The 23563-nt window shown below is 51.3% G+C and carries 14 protein-coding genes; 11 read left to right on the top strand and 3 right to left on the bottom strand.

From position 1 onward, the window contains the following. Window positions 1–43: 43 nt before the first annotated feature. The 3 genes from SH287x_RS10495 to SH287x_RS10485 all read right to left on the bottom strand — a co-directional run bounded on the left by SH287x_RS10495 (window position 44) and on the right by SH287x_RS10485 (window position 3058). Window positions 44–529, bottom strand: coding sequence for a PA2169 family four-helix-bundle protein (locus SH287x_RS10495; RefSeq protein WP_479514261.1), 486 nt, complete (start codon window positions 527–529; stop codon window positions 44–46). A 373-nt stretch (window positions 530–902) separates the two neighbouring features. Continuing rightward, complete coding sequence (locus SH287x_RS10490; RefSeq protein ID WP_479514260.1) at window positions 903–1892, bottom strand: bifunctional riboflavin kinase/FAD synthetase; 990 nt, start codon at window positions 1890–1892, stop codon at window positions 903–905. A gap of 341 nt (window positions 1893–2233) precedes the next feature. Then, the gene (locus SH287x_RS10485; protein WP_479514259.1) at window positions 2234–3058 is read right to left on the bottom strand and encodes a hypothetical protein; all 825 of its coding nucleotides are present in this window, start codon (window positions 3056–3058) and stop codon (window positions 2234–2236) included. A gap of 238 nt (window positions 3059–3296) precedes the next feature. Here SH287x_RS10485 and SH287x_RS10480 point away from each other — a divergent pair, with 238 nt between their 5' ends. The 11 genes from SH287x_RS10480 to SH287x_RS10430 all read left to right on the top strand — a co-directional run bounded on the left by SH287x_RS10480 (window position 3297) and on the right by SH287x_RS10430 (window position 23554). Then, window positions 3297–4175, top strand: coding sequence for a radical SAM protein (locus tag SH287x_RS10480; protein ID WP_479514258.1), 879 nt, complete (start codon window positions 3297–3299; stop codon window positions 4173–4175). A 461-nt stretch (window positions 4176–4636) separates the two neighbouring features. Beyond that, complete coding sequence (locus SH287x_RS10475) at window positions 4637–6334, top strand: GspE/PulE family protein (protein WP_479514257.1); 1698 nt, start codon at window positions 4637–4639, stop codon at window positions 6332–6334. A gap of 839 nt (window positions 6335–7173) precedes the next feature. Further along, window positions 7174–8286 (top strand): type IV pilus twitching motility protein PilT, encoded by a 1113-nt coding sequence (locus SH287x_RS10470; protein ID WP_479514256.1) that lies wholly within the window; start codon window positions 7174–7176, stop codon window positions 8284–8286. 280 nt (window positions 8287–8566) lie between these two features. Next, a complete protein-coding gene (locus SH287x_RS10465; protein ID WP_479514255.1) occupies window positions 8567–10276 on the top strand; it encodes a GspE/PulE family protein in 1710 nt (569 codons plus the stop codon). A 171-nt stretch (window positions 10277–10447) separates the two neighbouring features. Next, on the top strand, window positions 10448–11707 hold the full coding sequence (locus SH287x_RS10460) for a type II secretion system F family protein (protein ID WP_479514254.1): 1260 nt from the start codon (window positions 10448–10450) through the stop codon (window positions 11705–11707). 179 nt (window positions 11708–11886) lie between these two features. Further along, entirely contained in the window at window positions 11887–12930 is a 1044-nt protein-coding gene (locus SH287x_RS10455) for a type II secretion system protein (protein ID WP_479514253.1), read from the top strand. A gap of 128 nt (window positions 12931–13058) precedes the next feature. Beyond that, window positions 13059–14108 (top strand): type II secretion system protein, encoded by a 1050-nt coding sequence (locus SH287x_RS10450; protein WP_479514252.1) that lies wholly within the window; start codon window positions 13059–13061, stop codon window positions 14106–14108. Window positions 14109–14132: 24 nt separating this feature from the next. Continuing rightward, window positions 14133–15263 carry a pilus assembly FimT family protein gene (locus SH287x_RS10445; protein WP_479514251.1) on the top strand — a complete coding sequence of 377 codons (1131 nt, stop codon included), beginning with the start codon at window positions 14133–14135 and terminating at the stop codon, window positions 15261–15263. Beyond that, on the top strand, window positions 15260–16693 hold the full coding sequence (locus SH287x_RS10440; protein WP_479514250.1) for a type IV pilus modification PilV family protein: 1434 nt from the start codon (window positions 15260–15262) through the stop codon (window positions 16691–16693). Before SH287x_RS10445 ends, SH287x_RS10440 begins: the two co-directional genes overlap by 4 nt. Further along, window positions 16693–18459 (top strand): prepilin-type N-terminal cleavage/methylation domain-containing protein, encoded by a 1767-nt coding sequence (locus SH287x_RS10435; protein ID WP_479514249.1) that lies wholly within the window; start codon window positions 16693–16695, stop codon window positions 18457–18459. Before SH287x_RS10440 ends, SH287x_RS10435 begins: the two co-directional genes overlap by 1 nt. A gap of 232 nt (window positions 18460–18691) precedes the next feature. Beyond that, complete coding sequence (locus SH287x_RS10430; RefSeq protein WP_479514248.1) at window positions 18692–23554, top strand: hypothetical protein; 4863 nt, start codon at window positions 18692–18694, stop codon at window positions 23552–23554. Window positions 23555–23563 lie beyond the last annotated feature (9 nt).

The raw sequence follows: 23563 nt of genomic DNA, 5'->3' as shown, positions 1-23563 counted from the left end.
AATCTCTCCATCATTTATTTAGTGACGGCTTGAACAAGATGGATTATCGGGGATGCTTACGCGAAAGTGAGCGCTCATCCCGCAAGTCACGAATGAAATCGTGATTGAGTTTCACTTCGGCTAATTGTCGAAGCAGAACGTCGTTCATCGCGCTTCCCGCAGTTCTCAACAGGGCTGATTCATAGGCGGCCTTGATGTGGTCTTCGCCGCGTTCGGCTTCTTCAAGAAATGCAAATGAATTGTCGGATGAGAGAGTATCACGGATCCCCATCCACACTCGGTGAACCATGGCGGCATAAGATCCTTCCACCATTGTTTCCTGTCCATTCCATAAGACGAACTCAGAAAGCTTCTGGGCCTGCATTTCGCGTTGAACAGCGAGTTGGAGAAAAATCGGCTCCAGGTTGACGTCGTTCACATGTTTAGCGACATAACGATAGCCATCTGCACTATCAACATTGACGCGAATCAGATCTTTAACCTCATTGATGGTTTCTTCATTGAGATGCAGTTTCGTTTCGACAGTCATGACCGTGACTCCTGTAAATGAGTAATCACCGGCACCCCCCTGAAAACCCAGGGATCAACGTCGGCGTCAGTTGGTCGCTCCAGCCCACTGGTCAGAAATCATTTGCTTGCCTGACGAATCAGTGTTGTGTGACCCGCGGTGTCAGAGCGACATGGCAGACAATACAACGCAAGGGCTGTGCCGCATCGGGAATCACCAACAGTCAATAGGTCGTAAGTCATTTGAAGGAAATTGCTTATGAAATATCCACCGATTCGGTAACAGGGCCTGTGGTCGAAAGGCGATCATTCCTCGCGGGCTTTTCCGGCGCAAACTGCGGGTTTGCCAGCCAGAATTTCGGAGCACAGGGCTGCCGCTTCAAGGCTGATAACAATCAGCCTTCATGCTGGCCTGCGCGAAGGGCATGTGACCTGGCTTGTTCACAATCCAGACGCAGTTGATTTAAAAGCTCGTCCTTAGAAGCGAACTTAACAACGCTTCGGATCTTTGCCAGTAAATCGATAGAGAGCTCGTGACCATATAGGTCGCCCGTAAAGTCCAGCAGATGGGCTTCCACTTTCATCACCCCTTCACCAAATGTCGGGTTGGGGCCAATGTGTATGGCAGCCGGGTAGTGACGATCCAGTTTGACCCGGCCTGAATACACACCGGGCATCGGGATCAGTGTCCGGCAATGATGCAGATTCGCAGTAGGAAAACCCAGCGTTCGCCCCCGTTGCATGCCAGTTTCAACCACTCCTGTGATGCGATAGGGGTGCCCCAGAAGATTGACGGCTTCGCTCATCTGACCTGCCATCAGCAGGGAACGGATCACGCTGGAACTGACCAGTTGGTCATCTACGGTGATGGGCGGAATGACATCCAGCGACATTCCTGTTCCCTCGCAAAGGTGCTTGAGGAGCGTAATATTCCCTTCGCGATGATGGCCAAAGAAGAAATTGGGGCCTTCGACTAACCCATGGGCATTGAGTTGCTCCCGGATGATCTTCTGGAAGAAGTCGTTAGCGGATAATTGAAGGAGTCGATGAGATGTCGGGCAGATTAAGACATCATCTGCCCCATAGCGTTTCAACAACTCGATGCGGTGTTCGAGAGTCATCAGGTTGGGGGGCGCGCCGGCAGGCCGCAATAACTCCCAGGGATGAGGGTCGAATGTCATCGCCAGAGCTGGCCCACCCAGTTCTCTCGCTCGTTGGGCCAGCAAAGCCATCATGGCCTGATGCCCCCGATGGACACCATCGAAATTGCCAATCGCAACAAACCCTCGTTGCAATTCCGCACGAACGGGCATCATCAGGAATGGTGGCTCTGACGCATTACCAGCAGTAAGTGGCGTTTCTGAGGGCAGTGAGTTGTCTGGCATTGGGGAAGCTGTGCAAAGGGCTTGTGGCTGACCAAGAGCAACAAAGCACACTGGCTGTTCGCATGTGTTTGTTCCTGTGAAGCTCTCTTCATCAGTGTAGATCAGAGAGCGGGCAGAGGACAGTCTGGCACTCGTCAATTGACTGCCGGGAAACACAGCAACCCCAACGGCCACTGAAAATTGACAGTGCCGGTGGGGTTGAGATGGCGTAAAAGCACTGGTGCAAGAGCTACCAGCCATGAGAACGACGCTGGTTGATTGATCGGGACGGGGGCTGCAAGAACCTTTTCTTTTGCGGGCAGGTGACGCTGATACTCCGCCACCCAGATCCGCAACCAGATCTAAGCAGCGGCAGCGGCATGCTCCGCGAACAGCCGATCATCCTCGATAATCTCGGTGTTGCCTAACTCGGGATTTTCGTACCAAATGTTGAGGAGCGAATTGCGAGTTCCTTGCGTAGAATCCAGAACAGATCGCCCATGCCAACTTTTCAGGCTCATCAGGTTCAACACTGAAAAAGCATAGGTTGTATTGGGGGTGAAAGGCATTGTTTTTACAATGTCAAAACCCATGGGTGCTCGGAACCAGGCGCGCGGGTCAAGCGAGCGGCGGTAGAATTCCGTTCCCAGATCAATCTGGCTCATATCGCTGGCAAAGGAGAGCTGCATCGTCACGACTTTCTTGCGAGTATCGGGATGCGGCTTAATTGTATAGCCTTCTTTCTCACGAAAGAGTTCGGGGGCTGCATAGCCGGGGAGCTTGCGTGTCTTGGTTTTATCGATTCCATATCGCAGAGCCAGCCCTGGAGACAGTTTTTCGTAGACAGTCTCTTTCAAAAGCTGACTTCCCAGAACACTGCTGAGCGTGGTCCAAAGACGGCGATCCGCTTCACTCAGCGTTTCCAGTTGGTTGTTTAACAACTGAAAACGAAGACGATTGCTCTGGCCATCGGTGTCGTGGTTCTTTTCATAGGCAAATGGTTCATAAGTTGAATCTGCTGGCAAGGAGCTGAGCAACCGGGAATAAACATCGGCGGGCAAAAAGCCCTGAATGACAAAATGAGGAAAAGGAGCTGTCAAGACTTCGGTGTTCTTTACAGCTGAAATACAATGCTCCAGAACCTGCTGTCGAAGGGCAGTGTCTACAAAGTTGCGACGGCTGGGCATGGTTTCTCCGGATCCCCCTGTGGGGGCTGGCATTAGGGGCTGATGGTCATTGTCACTTTGCCGGTTTGGCTCAGGGCAGAGTTGAAATCATTCCTAAAAATCTGTCAACGTGAGTTGAGATGCCAATCGACGTTAATGGGGCTGCTCACCCCGGAATGTGGTCAGTTGTCACGAGGATCAGCAGTCGGTCAGTCACGAGTTACTCAGATCAGTCAAGTTCGGACGGGAGAGAACGTTAATGGCGGCAATTATTCCTTTACATACGGATCACTCCCGCCATTTTCAGGAGAACAAGTACGTTTATCCCGTGGTGTCGCGACGAAGTGGAGGGGTCTCCATCGGTATCAATCTGAACCCGGATAAAATCTGCAATTTTGATTGCATCTACTGCCAGGTTGATCGTCGCAGCGAAGCAGAAACGACATTTGTGGGAACTGAGGTTTTATTGACGGAATTAGACCAGACGATTGATTTGGTGAATTCTGGCCGACTTTGGAACGACCCCAAATTTTCGGCAACCCCTGAACATTTGCGGCGATTGAACGATATTGCTTTTTCTGGCGATGGTGAACCCACGACATTTCGCAATTTTGACCTCATTGTGAACGAGGTGGCTCAGCGAAAAAAAATGGCCGGGCTTGATGAGGTCAAGCTGGTGTTGATCACCAATGCGACGATGTTTCATCGCCCGGCCTGCTTCCGTGGGCTAGCCGTTCTCATGGAGAATCAGGGAGAAATCTGGGCCAAGCTCGATGCCGGAACTGATGAGTATTACCAGTTGATCGAACGGACGAAGATTCCGTTCAATCGGATTCTGGACAATATCCTGGAGATTTCTTTACGGTGGCCAGTCGTCATTCAGGCATTGTTCATGAGAGTCAGTGGTGCAGGGCCAAGCCATGACGAAATCACGGCCTGGCTTCAGCGGTTAAAAGTGTTTCGCGATGCCGGAGGACAGATTTCTCTAGTGCATGTCTATACTGTGGCCCGTCCACCGGCGGAGGCAATCGTGACGCCTTTACCCGATGCCGAGGTCGATTCCATCGCTCAGCGGGTGCAAACAGAGATTTTGATCCCTGCTCAGGCCTATTATGGAGCAAGACTTGAGAAGTCATGACTAGCGAATAAGTGCCTCATTGCGGCATTGTCTGGGGGCTTCTCATTCGGTCACATTTTCTGTCGACAGCTTTTCCTTGTGATTCAACTCACATTCTTGGCTGTAGCAATTTGCCGTGACTTAATGAGGAAAACTGGGGCTAACTGGTGGTTGTTAAATCACTTGCGTCCTTGACATCCCCGCTGTCATGATCCCACAATCGGAGGGGGAAAGTGCGCGCTCCCATCTTTGCTGGCATTTTATTGCCCACGCGTCTTCGCACTCGCATTTTCTGTGTTTCTGGTAATCTGCCCCTTCATTTGGCTTAGCCCGCTTTCATCTCCAAAGTGGGTCGAGTCAGCAGACGTTCCCGAAGTTTTCTACGAAGTGACTCCTTACATACACCGGGTCTCCTCCTGGACGATGGTTGTTGGTCTCACCTCTGCCAATTGCTGCAACTTTAGCGAATTCAGGAATCACTGATGGCTGACGATTTTCTTCGCAAGCTGATTAAAGATGGCCTCATCAGCAAGGATCAACTCGGCGAAGCCGAAGATCTGGCGCGCAGTATGGGGATTTCCATCGGCGACGCTCTTGTCAAGCTGGGGTATGTCGGTGCCAGTGAAATCGGTCAGCGCCAGGCAGCGGCCTATGGCTATGCGTACATCAATCTGGACGGGATGGAAATTCCCAATGGCGTTGTCAGCCTGCTTCCGGAGTCGGTGGCCCGTGAAAACATCGTGATTCCGTTATCGATGGATGATGATCGACTGAAAATCGCGATCAGTGACCCCATGAACTACGAAGTGCTCGATAAGCTCCGCTTTCTGCTCAATCGAGACATTGATCTGGCCGTCTCATCCAAAGAATCGATCCAGAATGCGATCAACCGCCACTATGGACAAAGCGAAACCGAGTCCGTTGACTCCATGTTGCTGGAATTTACAGAAACCGCGATCGACTTCACTGCGACGGATATTCCCACATCGGCCACAACCAGTGCTGAAGAAAACGCACCGATTGTACGACTGGCCAATCTGATTATCACCGAAGCCGTGAACATGCGCGCCTCTGATATTCATGTTGAACCGTTTGAAGATAAGGTACGGGTTCGGTATCGAATCGATGGTGTGTTGGTCGAACGCGACAGCCCTCCCAAGCGGCTTCACTCCGCTTTGATCTCACGCTTCAAGATCATGGGAAGCATGGATATCTCCGAAAAACGACGTCCTCAGGACGGTCGAATCAAGGTTCGCATCAGTGGTCAGGACTATGACCTGCGAGTCAGTATTCTCCCAACCGGCTTTGGGCAGGCCATCGTGATGCGAATTCTTGATCGAAATAACATCAAGGTGGGGATTCGCACCTTGGGGTTATCCGACGACAACTACCGAAAGTTCAACAATGTGATTCGCCGTCCGAACGGAATCTTTCTGGTGACAGGCCCCACAGGCTCTGGGAAAACTACCACTTTGTACAGTGCTTTGGGCGAAATGAATCGCCCTGACAAGAAGATCATTACCGCAGAAGACCCGGTGGAGTATTACCTGCCTGGCATCAACCAGGTTCAGGTGAAGTCGGACATCGGGCTGAACTTTGCCCGGATTATTCGTGCCATGCTGCGACAGGCCCCCAATATCATTCTCGTAGGGGAAATTCGTGATGCAGAGACCGCGGAGATGGCGATTCAGGCTTCTCTGACAGGACACTTGGTTTTCAGTACTCTCCACACGAACGACGCGCCCAGTTCTATTACACGTTTGATCGACATGGGAGTTGAGCCATTCCTCGTTGCCTCCTCGATTGTGGCCATCATGGCCCAGCGCCTGGTGCGGACAATCTGCCCGAAATGCAAGGAGGCTCACAATCCTGACCCCAGCGAAATTCAACACTTTTCGCTGACACCTGAACAGATCGCTGAGGCAAATTTTGCCCGGGGCAAAGGGTGCAATCACTGCCAGCACACTGGCTACCGGGGGCGAGCCGCTGTATTCGAATTGATGATGATGAATTCAACATTACGTGAAATGACATTCAAAGGAGAGCCAGCTCAGGCGCTGAGGCGGCAAGCCCGCCTGTTTGGTATGAAGACGCTGGTCGAAGATGCCGTTGAACGAGCGCTGATTGGAAAATCGACGTTACTTGAAGCCTACAAACTAGATAAGGGTGCTGGTCACTAATCGATCTGTGGCTGTCTTGGCCAATCACCCATAAAAATAGAGACAAAGTTTCGCGGCCATCCTGCTCTCCAGTCAAACTGACTCTACACCTATTCTCGGGTGAGAATTGATGACAATTCGCGCAGCTGTAATTTCATAGGTAGCTGCAGGGTTGGCTTGAGTCAGGCAAAATTGATGTGCAGATCTTTGACGTCTCGGCAATTGACTGGAGCGTGTTTTATTGCAACGCCTGCTGATCAGACTGTCGTGTTTCGCTGCAGCGTATCCCGACGGACTTCTTGCCGTCTATTTCGGCGTCAATTAAAAACGGCTTTTGATCTCTGGCGCCAACCTGTTTGTCAGTGACGACTTATTTCAACGGATTAAGGCATGCTGACTTGAGTTCAAGAAAATCTTTTCCATAATGTAAGAGCACCCGAGAGCCTTTTATCGCTTTTTCATCCGATTTATTGCTGCCGCTCTCTGGTTGCCAAATCTTTACAGTTCTCCTTACGTCTTTATCTGTGTTCCCGTCTTTGTCTGTCTTTCGACAAGTCCGCTGGTCGTCTGAATCGAGCAGCATTTTGACTGAGTTGGCCCTGCGCGACGTCATTATGATTGCATAGGGCTTTGCCTTTCCTTGATGATTCAATGCTCTCGGCGGAAATCTCCTCATTCTCTTCATCAGAAAATGGCAATGATTTGCAAGATCTGCTGTTCGCTGTTCACCTCTCTGTTTTTTTGCTTGACGTTTCATGTCAGTATTGTGAACTCGCGTGCGGTATAGATTCATTGTCAACGCAGATGGTTTTGTATTCAGTAGCACTTCTCTGAATGGTGCCACGTAGAACTGGAGTGACATGGCAACTCTGCAGATCGATAAACTATTGGAGACAGTAGTTCGCGAGCGAGTGAGCGACTTGCACATTACAACCGGGCAACCGCCGGTGGTACGTGTGAGTGGTCATATGGTTCGATTGGATACCAAATCTCTCGAGCCAGAAGACACTGTCGCGCTGATGAAAAGCATCACGCCGGAGCGTAATCAGCAAGAGCTTCAGGAAATGGGTGGTACCGACTTCGGTTTCGCCTTTGGTGACAAGGCTCGATTTCGCGTGGCGGTCTTTAAGCAGCGCGGCCATATCGGCATGGTGTTGCGGCGAATTCCTAACGAATTTTTGTCTTTCGAGCAGTTAGGGCTGCCTCCGATTATCCGGGATCTTATTCGGCGTCCTCGTGGGCTGTTTCTGGTCACCGGGCCGACTGGCTCAGGGAAGACAACCTCACTCGCAAGTATGATTAACTACCTCAACGATAATGATGATGCCCATATCATTACGTTGGAAGATCCCATCGAGTACTACCACCAGCATAAGAAAGCCACGATTAACCAGCGCGAAGTCGGCGTTGATGTTCCCGACTTTCCTGAAGCACTGCGTCGTGCCTTGCGTATGGATCCCGATATTATTCTCGTGGGGGAAATGCGAGATCTGGCGACGATTTCTTCTGCGATCACCGCGGCTGAAACAGGCCACGTGGTCTTTGGAACACTGCATACAACAGGTGCCCAGGGAACGGTTGACCGTATCATCGACGTCTTCCCCACCAGTCAGCAGGAACAGATCCGAACACAGCTTTCCACATCGATCATTGGCATCCTTTCCCAGGCACTTCTTCCAAGAAAACCCAAGGGAGTGGTGGCGGCTTATGAACTTCTGGTCGTCACTCCGGCGATTGCCAACCTGATTCGAGAAGCGAAAACCTATCGTATTAACTCCGCGATTCAGACTGGCCGAAAATTCGGGATGCAGTTGCTAGACGACGCACTCTTTAACCTCTGGAAAAATCAAATCTGCGAAGAAGACGATGTTGTTGTTCGCTCAAATCAACCGGGTGAACTCAAGGCTCGTATCGCTCGTGCCAAGAAGGGACTCCTTGACGATGAACCAGAAGACGAGGATGACGACGAATAAGTAGCATCGGAATCTCTCGCTTACCACGTTCTAAGGTATATATTCGCTACCAGTTTATTGTTACCGCACGATCTCGTTAACAGTCATTGAAACGACTGCCCCGATACTTTTCGCGTGTTATCAATAGCAAAACCTAATACGGGTCACAGGATTTAGCCGCGCTTTGTGTGCCATGCTTGCGGCTTTGAGCAAGCAGGCCTTACGTATCTCTTGGCGCGTCGTTGATTTCTGGAAAGCGTATAAGTTGAATACAGTCGATTGACATCAAGAAGCAGAACTCATGGCTCAGCGGAAACTCGGACAAATTCTGGTCGACCTGGGATATATCTCGGAGGATCAACTCTGGGATATTCTTGAGGAACAGAAGCGCAGTCCCGGCGAAATTATTGGCCAGGTCGCCATCCGCATGGGTTTGGTGACGGATGGCCAGGTCACGGAAGCTCTCGCTGAGCAATGGGGGATGCCGGTTGTTAATCTGGCGGAAACCACCGTCCCGCCCCGAGCGATTGAACTGGTTCCTCAGACCATGGCAGAGCTTTACAAGATCATGCCGATCTCTTTGAAAGATGGCATTCTGACAGTCGCCATGGCTGACCCGCAAAACGTAGCAGCTCTGGATGACTTGCGAAATTTTCTGGGAACAGAGGTTCGCGGAGCCGTCTCTAATCTGAAAGATGTAGAAACAGCCGTCGCTCGCTACTACGCTGACAAGCAGGATAGTATCGAAGACCTTATTAGTTCAATGGAGGATAAATACGGCGGCGCTAACATGAACAGCCGCGAATATACCCTCGATGAAGCCGAATTAGCTGATGCAGCCCCGATCCGCAAGCTGTTGAATATGATTCTGCTGCTAGCGATTAAAGATCAGGCGAGTGATATTCATTTCGAGCCATTTGAAGATGAATTTAAAGTCCGTGTGAAAGCGGACGGAATGCTCTATGAAATGGTGCCACCGCCACGGCATCTGGCTAATGCGATTGTCAGCCGTATCAAGATTATGAGCGATCTGGATATTGCTGAGCGACGTTTGCCTCAGGACGGTCGTATTGAGCTGAATGTTGGAGGGAACAGTGTTGACTTGCGTGTCAGCATTCTCCCCACTCTTTTCGGCGAAGCGGTCGTGATGCGAGTGCTGGACCGGACAGTGGTGCAACTCGATCTGAATAAGATCGGGATGGATGCCAACACCCTGTCCCGATTCCGCAGCATGATCAAGCGGCCCAACGGCATCGTTCTGGTGACAGGGCCGACGGGTAGCGGAAAAACGACGACGCTTTATTCGGCGCTCAATGAACTCAATGATGTCGAAACAAAAATCATTACCACTGAAGACCCGATCGAATATGAAATCGAAGGTCTGCTTCAGGTTCCTGTGAATCACGATATTGGTGTAACGTTCGCGACGGTCTTGCGGGCAATCCTGCGTCATGATCCCGACACGATTCTCGTGGGGGAAATTCGCGACTATGAAACCGCCGAAGTTTCTGTACAGTCCGCGCTGACAGGCCATTTGGTCTTTAGCACGCTCCATACAAACGATGCACCGTCAGCCATCACCCGACTCCGGGATATGGGTGTTCCGCCGTTCCTGATTACGGCCTGCGTTGAAGCCGTGCTGGCCCAACGACTGGTCAGACGCATTTGTTCGGAATGCCGAACCCGATTTGATCCGAGCGATGAATTGCTGATGGAGCTTCAACTCCCGATTCAACAGGCTCGCCAATATAAGTTTTACTATGGTAAAGGCTGCCAGCGTTGTAACAACTCTGGCTATAAAGGCCGTTGCGGTATTTATGAGCTGCTTGATGTCACTGATGATGTTCGCGACCTGATTACCGCCAATGCGTCAGTCGACGATATTCGTAATTTTGCCCGTTCCCAAGGGATGACCACACTTCGCGAAGCGGGCTTGAAACTGATTTTTGATGGGGTCACCACCATCGATGAAATTGTTCGGGAAACGATCACTGAAGATGGTGAAGCGTAATCGGGCTTCTTTTGAAATTCATCAAAACAACATTTGAAAATCAATACTGTCCGTTAAAGAACCTGACACAACGTCTGATCAAGCAGGCGGTCTTTAATGGAATTGAACTTGTTTGGCTGTCACTGGTTTGCCTATCAGCGATTTGGCTATTTCTGAGATAAGGATTTGATTATGCCCACCTTCACGTACGAAGCGATGGACAACAAGGGCATGGAAGTCAAGGACACGATCGAGGCGGCCACCGAACAGGAGGCTCAATCGAAGATCCGTGAACGTGGCTTCTATGTCACCAAGATCTCCGAAAAGGGCCGGACGAAAAAGAAAAAGGATGCCAACGCATCCAAAGATGGCAATAAAAAGAAGCCTGCCAAAAAGAAGGGCACCTTCACCATTGGTGGTGTGGGAGCCAAGCAGCTTTGCACCTTCACCCGCCAGCTTTCCACCCTTCAAGACGCCGGCCTGCCAATTCTTCGCAGCCTGCGAATTCTCGAAGTCCAGGCCAAGCCCGGCGCCCTCAAGAATTCGCTCGTGGGAGTAATTGAAGATATTGAATCGGGGAGTACGCTCTCCGAGGCCATGGGTAAGCAACCCAAGGCGTTTGATAACCTCTATGTCAACATGGTGAAAGCCGGCGAAGCTGGCGGTGCTTTGGAAGTCATTCTTCAGCGTCTGGCGGAGTTCAAGGAACGCCAGCAAAGCCTGAAGCGTAAAGTCCAGGGGGCCATGATCTATCCGGCGGCGGTGATTACTGTCGCGACGTTGATCGTCGGTTTCATCATGTACTGGATCATTCCGAAGTTCAAAAAGATCTTCGACGACTTCGGCACCAAGTTGCCCATGATGACCGAAGTTCTCATCGGCACCAGTTCGGCTGTCGTGAACTACTGGTATTTAGGGCCAGTGATTCCCATTTCGATCTGGCTGCTGATCAAAATTATTAAGAAGAATAAAACCGGTGCCTATATTGTGGACTGGATTGCGTTGCGCATCCCGATGCTGGGACTGATTCTTCGCAAATCGATTGTGGCCAGAACGTGCCGCACGTTAGGGACGCTCGTTGCCTCGGGGGTTCCGATTCTAGAAGCACTGGCGATTACCCGCGATACAGCCGGCAATGCGATTTTCGTGAAAGCGTTTGAGCATGTGAATGCCGCCATTCGCGAAGGGGAATCAATGGCGGTGCCGATGCGGGAAACCAAGATCTACGACGAAATCGTGGTCAACATGGTCGACGTCGGCGAAGAAACCGGTGCTCTGGATAACATGCTCTATAAAGTCGCCGATGTTTACGACGAAGAAGTTGGCGTGCTGGTGGAAGGTCTGATCAACATGCTTGAACCACTGATGGTGGTCGTGCTGGGTCTGATCGTGGGCTTCATCGTCATCGCCCTCTTCATGCCTCTGATTCAACTTCTTAACGACCTGTCTTGACGATAGCGATTTCAGGTTCGGGAACACCTCTATACTGACTGTTCATCCAGAGGAATCTCTGGTTTTGCGGGCGAGGTGTTTCCTCAACCCGGTAATTACTCGCAAATATATTTTTAAGTGACAGATACAAAGCCCTTGACACCTGGCTTTCGCTGCGACTGGAGATCATGATGTTCACAATGACGAACCGCCACAGCTTCCACCCTGCCGGGTATCCACGTTCTTTAACCCGTATGAAACATCAAAGCTCGCCCAGTGACCGCTCCGGCTTCACACTGATTGAACTACTGGCAGTGATCGTGGTCATCGCCATCCTGATCGCATTGCTACTACCAGCCATCAACGGCGTCCGCCGCCGTGCGACGATTGCCCAAGTCCGCTCTGAAATCAGCGCCATCGAATCCGCCTGTGCGGCGTTTAAAGAAAAAAACGACATCTACCCTCCGAGTCGCATTGTCATTCCCCAGACGGCAACTCTCTGGGCAACGCCAGCTGACGGCCCTCCCAACACTTATACAGCGGCGGATATTCGCGAATCCAAGGCTATTATCCGCCAGTTATGGCCTCAATTTGATTTTACTTACGCAGCTGGAAACCCGGATATCGACGGTGACGGAACGGCTGGAGGGGATGCAATCGTATTAACCAACGCCGAATGTTTAGCCTTTTTCTTAGGCGGTTTGTACGAGAAGTCAGTGGAAGGTTCAACCACTCTTTGGCGTGCTACTGGATTCTCTAAAGATCCAGCGGCCCCTTTCAAACGAGGGAGTGGGCCACGAACAGCGTCATACTATGAACACCCCGCAAATCGATTCTCAGACCTGGATGACGATGATATTCCAGAGCTGATTGATCCGATTTCCGGGCAGACCACGCCTTACTTCTATGCTGCAGCAAGTAATGGCATCTATAGCCCTCTCTCCTATGCCGTACAAGGTAATACTTCTAACTATCCCATTATCTTCTACTCTCAAGACAAGCAGAATAAATCGCCCTGGAACTCGAAATCGTGTCAGATTGTCTCCCCGGGTTATGACGGTGTCTTTGGCCCTGGCGGCCCGTTTCAATCCGAGACACCGAATCCACTTCCTGGTTATGGTTCAACCGATATTCCCTCGTCGAATTGGTCAACAAACGTCACAGGTTCTGTAGATGTGGGAAATCGTCAGGCGGAGTTTGACAATATTTCCAATTTCGCTTCTGGTACTATCGGGGGCAGGTAAGTGCCAGTTAGTAATAGCCTGAGTGCTAGCCACATTCCTTGTGATATCAGCAGGACGATTACAGCAGTCTGTAATGAAAGTTTTTGGGAGCAATGCGTTTCCCAAGTCGTTCAGTGAGGAGTCGATCAATGAAATATAACAAATCGCACCCTCAAGGCATGACCTTGACGACTCCACGGCATTCTCTGCTGTCCGCACGTCACGGCTTCACGGTCATTGAATTGCTAGTGGTGATCGGCATTATCGTGCTGCTGATGTCGATCTTTGCGGTAACGATCGGCAACACAATCCTCACTGCCAGAGAGCGCGCCACCCAAGCCACCATCCTAAAAATCGACGGCCTCCTCCAACAACGCATCGAATCCTTCCACCGCGCTGTTGACAAGACTCTCGAACAAGGCACGAACAACCAACGCTATTTTCGCATCGTTAAAAACGAACTTGGAATCTCTAACCAAGACACCAGTAGCTATACCGATGCAATGAAGCTTCTCACACGAAAAATGCTATTTCGTAACACCTTTCCCCAGGCGTTCAGCGAATTACCATCGAACCACCCCTTGTTAACAAATTCTGCATATGTACCTGGAAATCATAAGCAAGTCACGGAATCGGCTGCATGTCTTTACTATGCTCTTACTCAGGCACAAGTCTTTGGCTCGCCTCCGGTCAGTCCTGATAATTTTTCAGCGAACGAAGTACGAGATACGGACGAAGACGGCCATTTGGAATTCGTTGACGCATGGGGAGAACCTCTGCGATTCTATCGCTGGCCAACGGCGTTAGTGCGAAACACAACCAGTGGGACAACAATTTCTGCGGCCGTTACGGATGATTCATTAAACTATGCCAGCGGAACTATTGATCGACAGTATGCACTGGTTGTTATTCCTGAACTCCCTACAGCTACCGGCACCAATTTTGACCCCCTCGGGATTGATCCAGACGATGGGTATGGCGAAATCCAGTCGATGTTGTTGGGCTTAAGACAAAGCGATGCTTTGTTCCGAAATCGCTACCACCAACTTGATACGTTCTTTGCCCCGCTGATTCTTTCAGCTGGCCCCGGTAAGACCGTCGGTTTAGATGAGCCATTTACAGCAAGTGGCCGGATCGGCTTACCTTCATCGCGAGATGATTTATTAGATGACATTTCAAACTATAACAGCCGTCGATAAATGAGGCGGTGTGAGGTGATCGTCATGAAGACACACTCGATGGCAGGGTCAGCAAATCGGTTTACCGATTTCTTGCGCCGACAGCCGATTGAATATGTCCAGCCAACTCCTGCTCATAAACGCGGATTCACGCTGATTGAGTTGCTGGTCGTCATTTCTATTATGGTCACTCTGCTGGTGATCACTGCGACGATGGTGCGTCTTAGCCTGGATGGCGATAAGGTTCGGAACGGCGCTCGTCAGGTGCAGTCATTTCTTCAGGGGGCCCGCGATCGAGCTATTTATGCCAAAAGTCCAGTCGGCGTTCGATTTGTCAAGAGCCCCGGTAATGATCGCACGATTACCAGCATGATCTACATTAAACCCGGCAAGCTCTGGTCTAGAGGAACAATCCAGCTAAGAAGACATGAGTCGAATCTGACGTCCAATGATGTGATGGTGGTTGCCGAAGATGCAGGAACCAATTGGGCCAATCTGATTGCTCGCCAAATTTTTCCTGGTGATATCCGGATCCGTATTCCCTCCGGGAGTCGTGGAACATGGTATCGGGCCACACTCGATACTTCTGCTACCCCGATTCGGTTGCGTTTAGCGACACCGTTTCATTTGCAAGCAGAAACTCCATCTGGGAGACCTGATGCATTTGAAACGGGTCGAGATGGTGTGAGCACTTACGACCTTCAACTGGATCCAGTTACACTTCCAGGGCAAAAACCTGTCTTCCTTCCGCAAGGGGTCGTTGTTCATCTTGATCGTTGTTCCCGCAATCTGGATGGATTGGGCACGGCGACAAATCGGGGATCTCTGCTCCCTGCCACATGGCGTGATGCTTCAGTCTCGCCGCCTCGCTATGGAACTCAACTCGACGTTATGTATTCGCCCAATGGTACTGTCATTGGTGATGCCGCCTCGGCAGGGCTTCTTCATCTCTATGTCGGGACACAGCTTGATGCTGATGCTGATCGACTGGCTTGGGAAAATGGGGTGGCGTCTGAAGATGAAGATAGCGAAAAACGCGGCGACAAATTGCTGGTGACTGTTGCAACACGAACTGGCGCAGTAACAGCACATGCCATATCTCAAGTGATTGACTCTGTCTCAGGACTTCCAGACAGACTTCTCTACGCAGAAACTGGAGAAGGGGCAGGTAAATGAAGACCTTCTCAAAACAACATTGTCATCGGTCAATGGCTGTAACCACAGCAAACGTTGCCAAGAACCCCGGTCGTATGGGTGTGACGCTGAGCGAAGTGCTGATCTCCTTGATGATCATGGGGATTGGCATCGTCGGTTTGGCCTCATTGTTCCCAGTCAGCGTGCTCAAGTCGGTACAGGCTACCAACCTCACCAATAGTGCAATTCTCAGCTATAATGTCCGGGGATTAAGGAGCGCATTGGGGCAGGTTGCTGTGGGTGCTCAAACCTGGCAACCCGGATTGTCGGTTACATCCATAGGCGATAACCCTGCACGCCCGAGTTTTATTCTTCCCAGCAATTCTGTGACCCGCAGCCAACTCCCCCGTTACGTTTTTGGCTGTACCACCAGCGGAACGCTCGGGAGCACAGAACCAACATGGAGTAGCACAGGGCCAATCACAGCAGCAGACGGAACGGTCTGGCAACCCGTCTCCATTGCTAATGGGTATGTTGTCGATCCTATGGGATCATTTCGCATGCAGGAGAATATCTCAGATGCAGCTGGGAGATTTTTCGGTAATGACGGCACGAATCCGATAACTATCATTCCCCGTTTTTCGGGAAGCGCCACCACCATTCAGCAAGCGGCCCAGCTTTCAACCTTACCTGATAGCTGGCTATTACAAGTCGAGTCGAAGTCGCCCACGTGGCCACCAATCGACAATGGCAGCAATAGCTACACTTTGACATTGTCTGACCAGACCGGCCTCAATGATTTTATTAATCCCAATCAGGTGGCTTCTCGGCTCGTTTTTCTTGATGCCGATTTACGGGAAGTTCACGTTCGCCAGATTGCTGCGACACCTGCACCGACGACCGATACTCTTTCCTATGTCGGTGGTTTACGTGCTGGATTTACACCGACCATTATTCGCGTCGAAACCCAGGAATTGCGATATACATGGTTGACTACGACTCGGGTCAAGGCGGATGGAACTCGCAACTCAGATGTCGCTGTTTTCTTCCGTCGCCAATTTAGCCCGAGTGATGAACGTGTTCATGGAGCATTCCTCGCCTCCTATGTTGATACATCTGGCGGAGCAGGGGCCGTGATTATCGTTAAGTATGATCCTGCGGATCCTCCCAAGTGGAAGAAGAGCGGCTATCTCCTCGATGCCTTAAGGATGCGCTGGTATCGCATAGCCGATTTAGAATTGGGCTTCACCACATTGGCTTTAGCTAAACCGAGTGAATTTCCTCCAGATCCGGCCCCTCCAGCGCTTCCTCTTTATCCCAGTAGCCTAACTGCTGGGACTGGTGGGATGTATGCACGAATTCGTATCGAAGGGCGTGTGGTGGAAAACTCTAACGATGGACAAGTGGTCATTGTGCCCAACATCGTTGATGTTTTTCCCCTCAGCCCTCTTAATCCTGGGGACATTCAATAATGAAACGCCACCCCCAATTACCTGCTAACGGATTGAACGTCATAATACGGCATAACGGCTTTACGCTGGTTGAAATGCTAGTCTCGGTGGCGTTGGTTCTGCTGATGATGAGTTTGTTTGCTCAAGTCTTCCAGATCGCCGCAGGGACGGTTTCGACTCAACGTGGCATTATGGAGAACGACCAGAGAGCCCGATCTGTGCAAACAGTCATCACTCGGGATATCGCCAATCGGACATTCAAATATGTCTGGCCTTGGTCGGCTCGGCCTGATGATTACATTGGCAATATTAATACCGAAGAAAGCGAGATGAGTGGTTACTTCTACATCTCGGAAAATGATCCCTTCGACGATACCGACGATGTCCTGCAGTTTACGGGGCGAATCAGCACCACGCTCGACTCACAGGCAGGGACAGACTCTTATTTTGGCCAGGCTCGCCGAGTTGGAAACGCTCAAAACCAGCCAGATTTGGATGACGGTGAATTAAATAATAATTCGTCGCTCAGCTCAAATGCCGAAATTGCCCTCTTCATGCGGCGTGGCCGTTCAGGGCGTCCCGGTGCACTTTATCGCCGGGTGATGCTGATCCGCCAGCCAGCAGATTCAACGGCAGAAGTTGATCCACATGAAAATGGCAATACAACGAACACTTTGTTTGATATGACCTCCGGGGCATCGCTTCATTACAATCCCGGCACGACAACGACATTCTGGAAAGATTTTGATTATTCCGTTCGGCCCATTTCCGAAATCGGATTTGGGGGAACACCTCCAAGCGTCCAAGGTGTAAAGTTTAATACACTCGTCGACCTGGAACGTCCAACGACACGATTTGGTTTTCAGTTTGCCGATGGAACGGCCAATGCGGGAAAGCCACGGGAATTCCTGCCCATTGCGGGAGGAACAGATCCTGAATTCTTCGGTCGCTATACATTAGAAGAGACTTCCAACCTCCAGTTTAGCTACCCTTATTCAACGGCACCGTCGTCCACCAACAGCCCCATGTCGCAATCCACGTCAGGTCTTGAAGTCAATGCGACAACGGGAGTCGTTTCCCCTCTTCAGCATAATTCCAGCAATGGAAGTCGTCGGGGCGAGGATTTGTTGCTGGCGAATGTCATCTCATTTGACGTTAAAGTCTGGGACGATTTTGCGAATAGCGGGATCGGTGGGTTTGTCGACATTGGTGGGCCGGGCAGCGTTCTGTACAGCACCAGTGCAGCAATGAGCGGTAGCCCAGATCGCCCGGATCGACGCACTAATACCGCTTTCGGCCCGAGGAATTCTGCGAACAATCGCGTCTTTGATACGTGGCAAAAGAATCTACGGCTAACTGTCAATGATCCTGTTCCCCCAAGCCAGCTTCCTGCACCGGAATCGGCTCCGATCACTCCTCGCCGGTATGTGCCAGGGACAACCAATCCTGCTTATGAACTTCCTCGATTTACTCCTGGCTCCGCAGAAATGGTTGTGTTGCCGGAGTTTAATACCACAACGGATTTATCAACTATTCCCGGTGACCCGGTTTACTTTGTCCGAACGGGAGCGAGTTCGGGAACAACGAACGCTGCCGGGACAACCTTACCTCTGACCCGGCCGATTGTGTATGGCACCCCCATCATTGATGACGCTGGGGTCGAATGGACTCCATTTGACAATCGACGTCCATTACGGGCTATTCAGGTCACGGTGCGGTTTCTGGATCCGACTTCTCAACAATTGCGCACGATGACAATGCAGTGTGATCTGACTCCTTCCAGCTGACTTATATAGAGTTCGTGATAAAAAATTCTGAGTTGGCGATGACCATACGACAATATCAGTAAGTAAAATGCGGGCCGGTGTTTTGTGAAGTGAATGGCTGAATGTAATTTCCTGTGAAAGAGTGGCATCCTGCCTTGCTTAGTTAAAGAAGCGGCCGCTCTGTAACGGATTCATTCCCCCCTTTCTGAAATCGTTTCGATTGAATAACTGCCCTTCAAGGCAGGAGACCATCATGCAGACTCACCGTCGCCCACAAAGAACTCTCGGGTCTATGCGATCCCACATGCTGGCAGGTTATGCTAAGACAGCAGCATCCCAAAGTGAAACACATTGTGATCGCCGTGGGTCGACGTTGCTGATTGTGATGGTGCTGCTGGGATTACTCTCCGTGCTGGGAGTGATCTTCTACACATTTGCTTCGCAGGAAAGAAGTAACGCTGAATACTTCTCAGAAGCTGCCAAGGCTCCGGCAGAGATCGGACTGACGGGCGATGTTTTGTTTGACTTCGCGCTCGATCAGATCATTGTGGGGACTCGGCCGGAGTATCGGAATAGCGCTCTCTGGTCGAGCCAGCATGCGATGATTCCTAATGCCATGGGGCATGTGCAACGGGTCGACGCCCAGGGAATGGGGCGAGTGGTTTATCAGTATCCTGATCGCCATCCGTTTGATGGAGGAGCCATGCGGCTATCCTGGAGCGGCAGCACAATGGCGATTGATGATTACCTGATTGCCGATGTCAGCCCTATACGAGTCACTGGATTTAACTTAATGACCGGTATTGGAAACCGGGTTGATGTCGCATCGAATACTCTGGTCTCAACAATTGCACCGGCAGATACCGAATATCACCCGCTTTCGATTAACTCCTCTCCAGCCGCGCACAACTGGAGAACACCAGATCCGCGGTTGCTACCTCGACGTGGAGCTGACTATACGGCACCTGACCTCAATACTCTTTTCCTGGCTTATCGTGGATATATTCCGAATCCCAATAGTCCGGGACTCGCAATTCCAGTCGTAATTCCCTCCTATCACCGGCCGCAGATCATGCGCCGGCCCGGTACGAATGACCCACTTTCTGTGACCGATCCTCTCGGGAGTCGATGGTACGATCGTGCTGGGAATGGGGCGCGAGTGATGAGACCGCATCCGGAGCATATGGTTCAAGCGGCGGGGTCTCCGGCTGTCAGTCGTTTTCTGACCGATGCTCAAGCGAGTTCAACCACCTTGAATCCCCCATTGACGGCAGGATTCCCGGCTCAGCCGATGGCGGAGGGATGGATTCCTTCCGACCGCCAAATGTTGGCCGGGCGTCAGGGGATTTGGGAACCGCTGGTAAAATCAGCCCCTAACTTCAACACGGATGCAGCGATCTACGAATACGATGTTGATAACGATCTCGATGGCATTCGTGATGGGATCTGGATCGATCTGGATTATCCCGTGCAGGAAGACGCGAACGGCAATCCCTTTGTGCCGCTGTTCTCAGCGACGATCTATGATCTGGATGGTCTCGTCAATCTGAATGTGCATGGGAATCTGGCGCTTCATCAGGCGCTAGGCGTGCCGGCTTTGGGGCCTCATACTCAGGCTGTTGGAACAGTGGCAGCTGGAACGCTTGGGACAGGTACTCCAAGCTCGACCGAATTCCTGTCACGTTCCAACCAGGGGCTAGGCCCTTCGGAAGTTAATCCGTCCTGGGTACTCAATGCACGGCCCACCGGCATAGCCACGAACCCTGATACGATTGTGGGAAGCGATTTCACGGCGCATCAGGCGATGTTTGGCCGTGCACCGGCTTCTGCTGCTGGGCCGGGAGGTGGTTCTCAGGTCAATGAATGGAAAGAATCGGCCAACATGGAGTTGGCGATGCTGATGTTAGGGCGTGCGACATTCCTGAGTCCGTCGGTCGTCGACACGCTGTATCCCGGCCGCAATGGCGAAGGGAGCGTTTTGCAGGCGTTTGTCACTGGCTCTGGCAGCACGGCACCTCGCCCAGGAGTGACCGGAGTTGATGATAATAATAACTCTTCCGGGGGAATGTGGTTAGGGTATCCTACCTCCTGGGTCTATCCCCTGGCATCCAACCTTGTAAATACTTCTTTCGGTTGGCCGCTGGATTTCACTGGGGTTGGGTCTTTCGTGCAAGCCACCGATGTTAAAGCCCTGGATTTTTTGCAACACCAACTGCGTTTCTCTCGCATGGTGGGTGCCGACACAGATCCATACATTAAGTGGAACAAGACGAACCTTGGGCTGGCGCCTCCTGTGACACCTTCCACAAATTTGTTGTGGGAAGATCAATACGAAACCAGCTATTATCGTGATATCCCTGACACCAGTGACAGCCTGTTCGATGCCTTTGAAAGTGCCATCTTGCAGATGCGGCAGTCGTCGGCCTCGGAATATAGCTTAAATAGCCGTACTGCAAATCTGGCACCATTTAACCTCAATACTGCCAATAGTTCACGAGCCGATGGAACCCGTATTAAGCTGACGACCGTGAGTTCTGACCGGAAGCAGTTCTCCTGGCCTCGAAGCATTAACCGAGCTTGGGAATACTCACTTAATGTCAATGGGAAGTATCAATTTCCGCCACAGTTAGGGGGAGTCACCCCTTATACAGAAGTGGCGGCACCTGCTGGCTCCGATCCTCTCAGGCCTGCAGTCCGCAAATGGCTGGAAATCATTGAAAATGACAATTCCAGTTCGAATACATTTCAACGGCGAATCCCTCTTAACAGCATCATTGATGGGACATCTACTAGCCCGTTCACCAGGCCACTTGTCCAACATGTGGTCAATGCTGGCGCAAATCTGACAACGCAAGCGAGCAATGAACAGGAATTCTATGCCCGGCGCGATCGGCAGCGACTGTGCCGGGATATCTACGTAATCCTTTATCTCTTTGGTGGGGGACGTGACGGGGTAAACGCCGCTAACACCATTGGTAGCGACCTCTACTCCTCAGAACAACTTCGCGAAATGGCACAGTTCGCTGTGAATTATGTCGACGCTATGGATCGTGACGATGTGATTACCCGGTTTGTCTACGATACCAACCTTTCCAATGGCTGGAATGTCAACGACGATAATCCCCTGGCCTCGCTCACAAATCCTGAGTGCGCAAACGTGTACGGCATTGAGCGGCAGAAACTCGCGATCAATGAAGTGCTGGCCATTAAAGCGGTCAAAGTTGAAGATGATTCCGTGATGCCTGTTGTTGGTGTGAATCATGCGGCAACGGAATGGGATGACCGGGATGATCAGTATTTCCTTTATGTTGAGTTGGCCAACACCGGGGCGGATGCGGTTAATTTTACGACCAGCGGTGACTGGAAAGTGGTCGTACGGCCCCATCGGACAGTACCAGATCTCACCTCTCAACGGGCACTGACGTTGCAGTCGGGGACGGTTCCGGTCAATGGCGCATTTACAATTGGAGGGGCAAGCTTCGATCTGGAAGCGACGGCCAACCCGCCAAATATGCAGAGTGTCATGAAGGTCGATTTCACCTGGACGACTGGTACGCCTGACTTTAGTACCAGCAGCGACTTTTGGATTGCTCCTCGTAATGGGGCATTGAGCTACGACGTTGTGCGCCAGGAACCGAATAACGGGACAGGCCATCGACTCTATTCCGGTGACCAGAACGAATATACGACCGTTACTCCGACGGCTGCGATCCGATTGCTCCAAGACAGCATGATTTTAGCAGAATCCGACCCAATCGATGTTGTGCTCTATCGACGACAGTACCTTGGCCGGACACGACCGGCGGATGCGACAGCCGCTACTGAAAATGAATGGGTCGAAGTTGATCGATTACGAGTTCCAGAACTGAAACAGTTCAGCCTTAATCCAACAACCTCCAGCACTTCTGACCCTAGTATTACGGATGAACTCAATAAACTGACATCCTATGAGCGACGAGAGCCTCTGGACGCAACTCCGACAGCACCTCATGTAGGCCAGCTAGCAGCGCCTGAAGATGATCCTTATATGAACTCCATTGGATTCGTGAATCCGGGGGCTTTGGCTATCTGGACGGCTTGGCAACGGCATCCTGATCGGGACTTGGCAAATCTTGGAGAGTTGTTTCAGATTCCGCTCTTTGGCCCGGCCCATCTGACGCTACGACTGGCAGAAACAGGACGGTCTTATCTTGGTGTCGGTACTGGCCAGAATGAAGAGGCGATTTATCTCACGACGCTTGGCCACTCAGAAAACATGGTGGAGCTTTCACGGACAGCAGGTGCCAAATTCCTGATGCCGATGTATCCGTCGCCCGTGAGTGTTTCGTTGCCGTCAGGCGGTAATAACAACAACCGCTGGCATCGTGTGCTGGAGCTTTTGGAAGTACCTTCGCGGGTTAACCGAGGACTTGCTCATGAGACGTCGACATCGGCAAACCATCGTGTTCCCGGCAAGATTAATCCCAACACGATACGCCATCCCGAAGTGCTTGCCGCCTGGCTGGATGATGAGCGAGTGGTCAATGTGGATTTGAACGCCAATGTTTCTTTGCCTCCCTTACAAACGAACGATGGTCTCGACTGGTGGGACGACTTTACGTTCAATCGTGATTACTCAGCGAATGATCCCTGGTTTGGCTATGGGGCCCAAGAAATTGGTTTACCAGGATTGCCTGGGAATTCGCCGTTCCGGAGTTATGCAGCAACTCCTACCGACACGACTCCGGCTAACCTAATGCCAGGGCTTATACGATCTGTGAATCCGGATAATCCACAAGCTCGCCTACTGTTTGAGATTGGATCAGACGCTGATCATGACTCGGGTGCCCTGGATCCGATGATTCGGGAGCGGTTGATTGCGAAGATGTCGCAGAATGCGACGACTCGCAGTAATACGTTTGTGGTGTTTTTAACCTGCAAGTTCTTCAGAGCCACTTATGACACCGCGAACGGCAATGTCGTGCGGATTGGGGCGCCGCTCAATGATGCCTACGAACCGGAATATCGCGGCGTGTATGTCGTTGACCGCACGAAACTGGAAGCCGGGTATGATCCCAATACGGGAACCTTCGATTTCCGGAAATTCATTGAAGCCGGACAAGTGCTGGAGAAGTAGCATCCGTTC

This window comes from Planctopirus sp. SH287, assembly GCF_056500625.1.
Note: the sequence above shows the minus strand (reverse complement) of the source record. Positions and strands in the feature narration are given on the sequence as shown.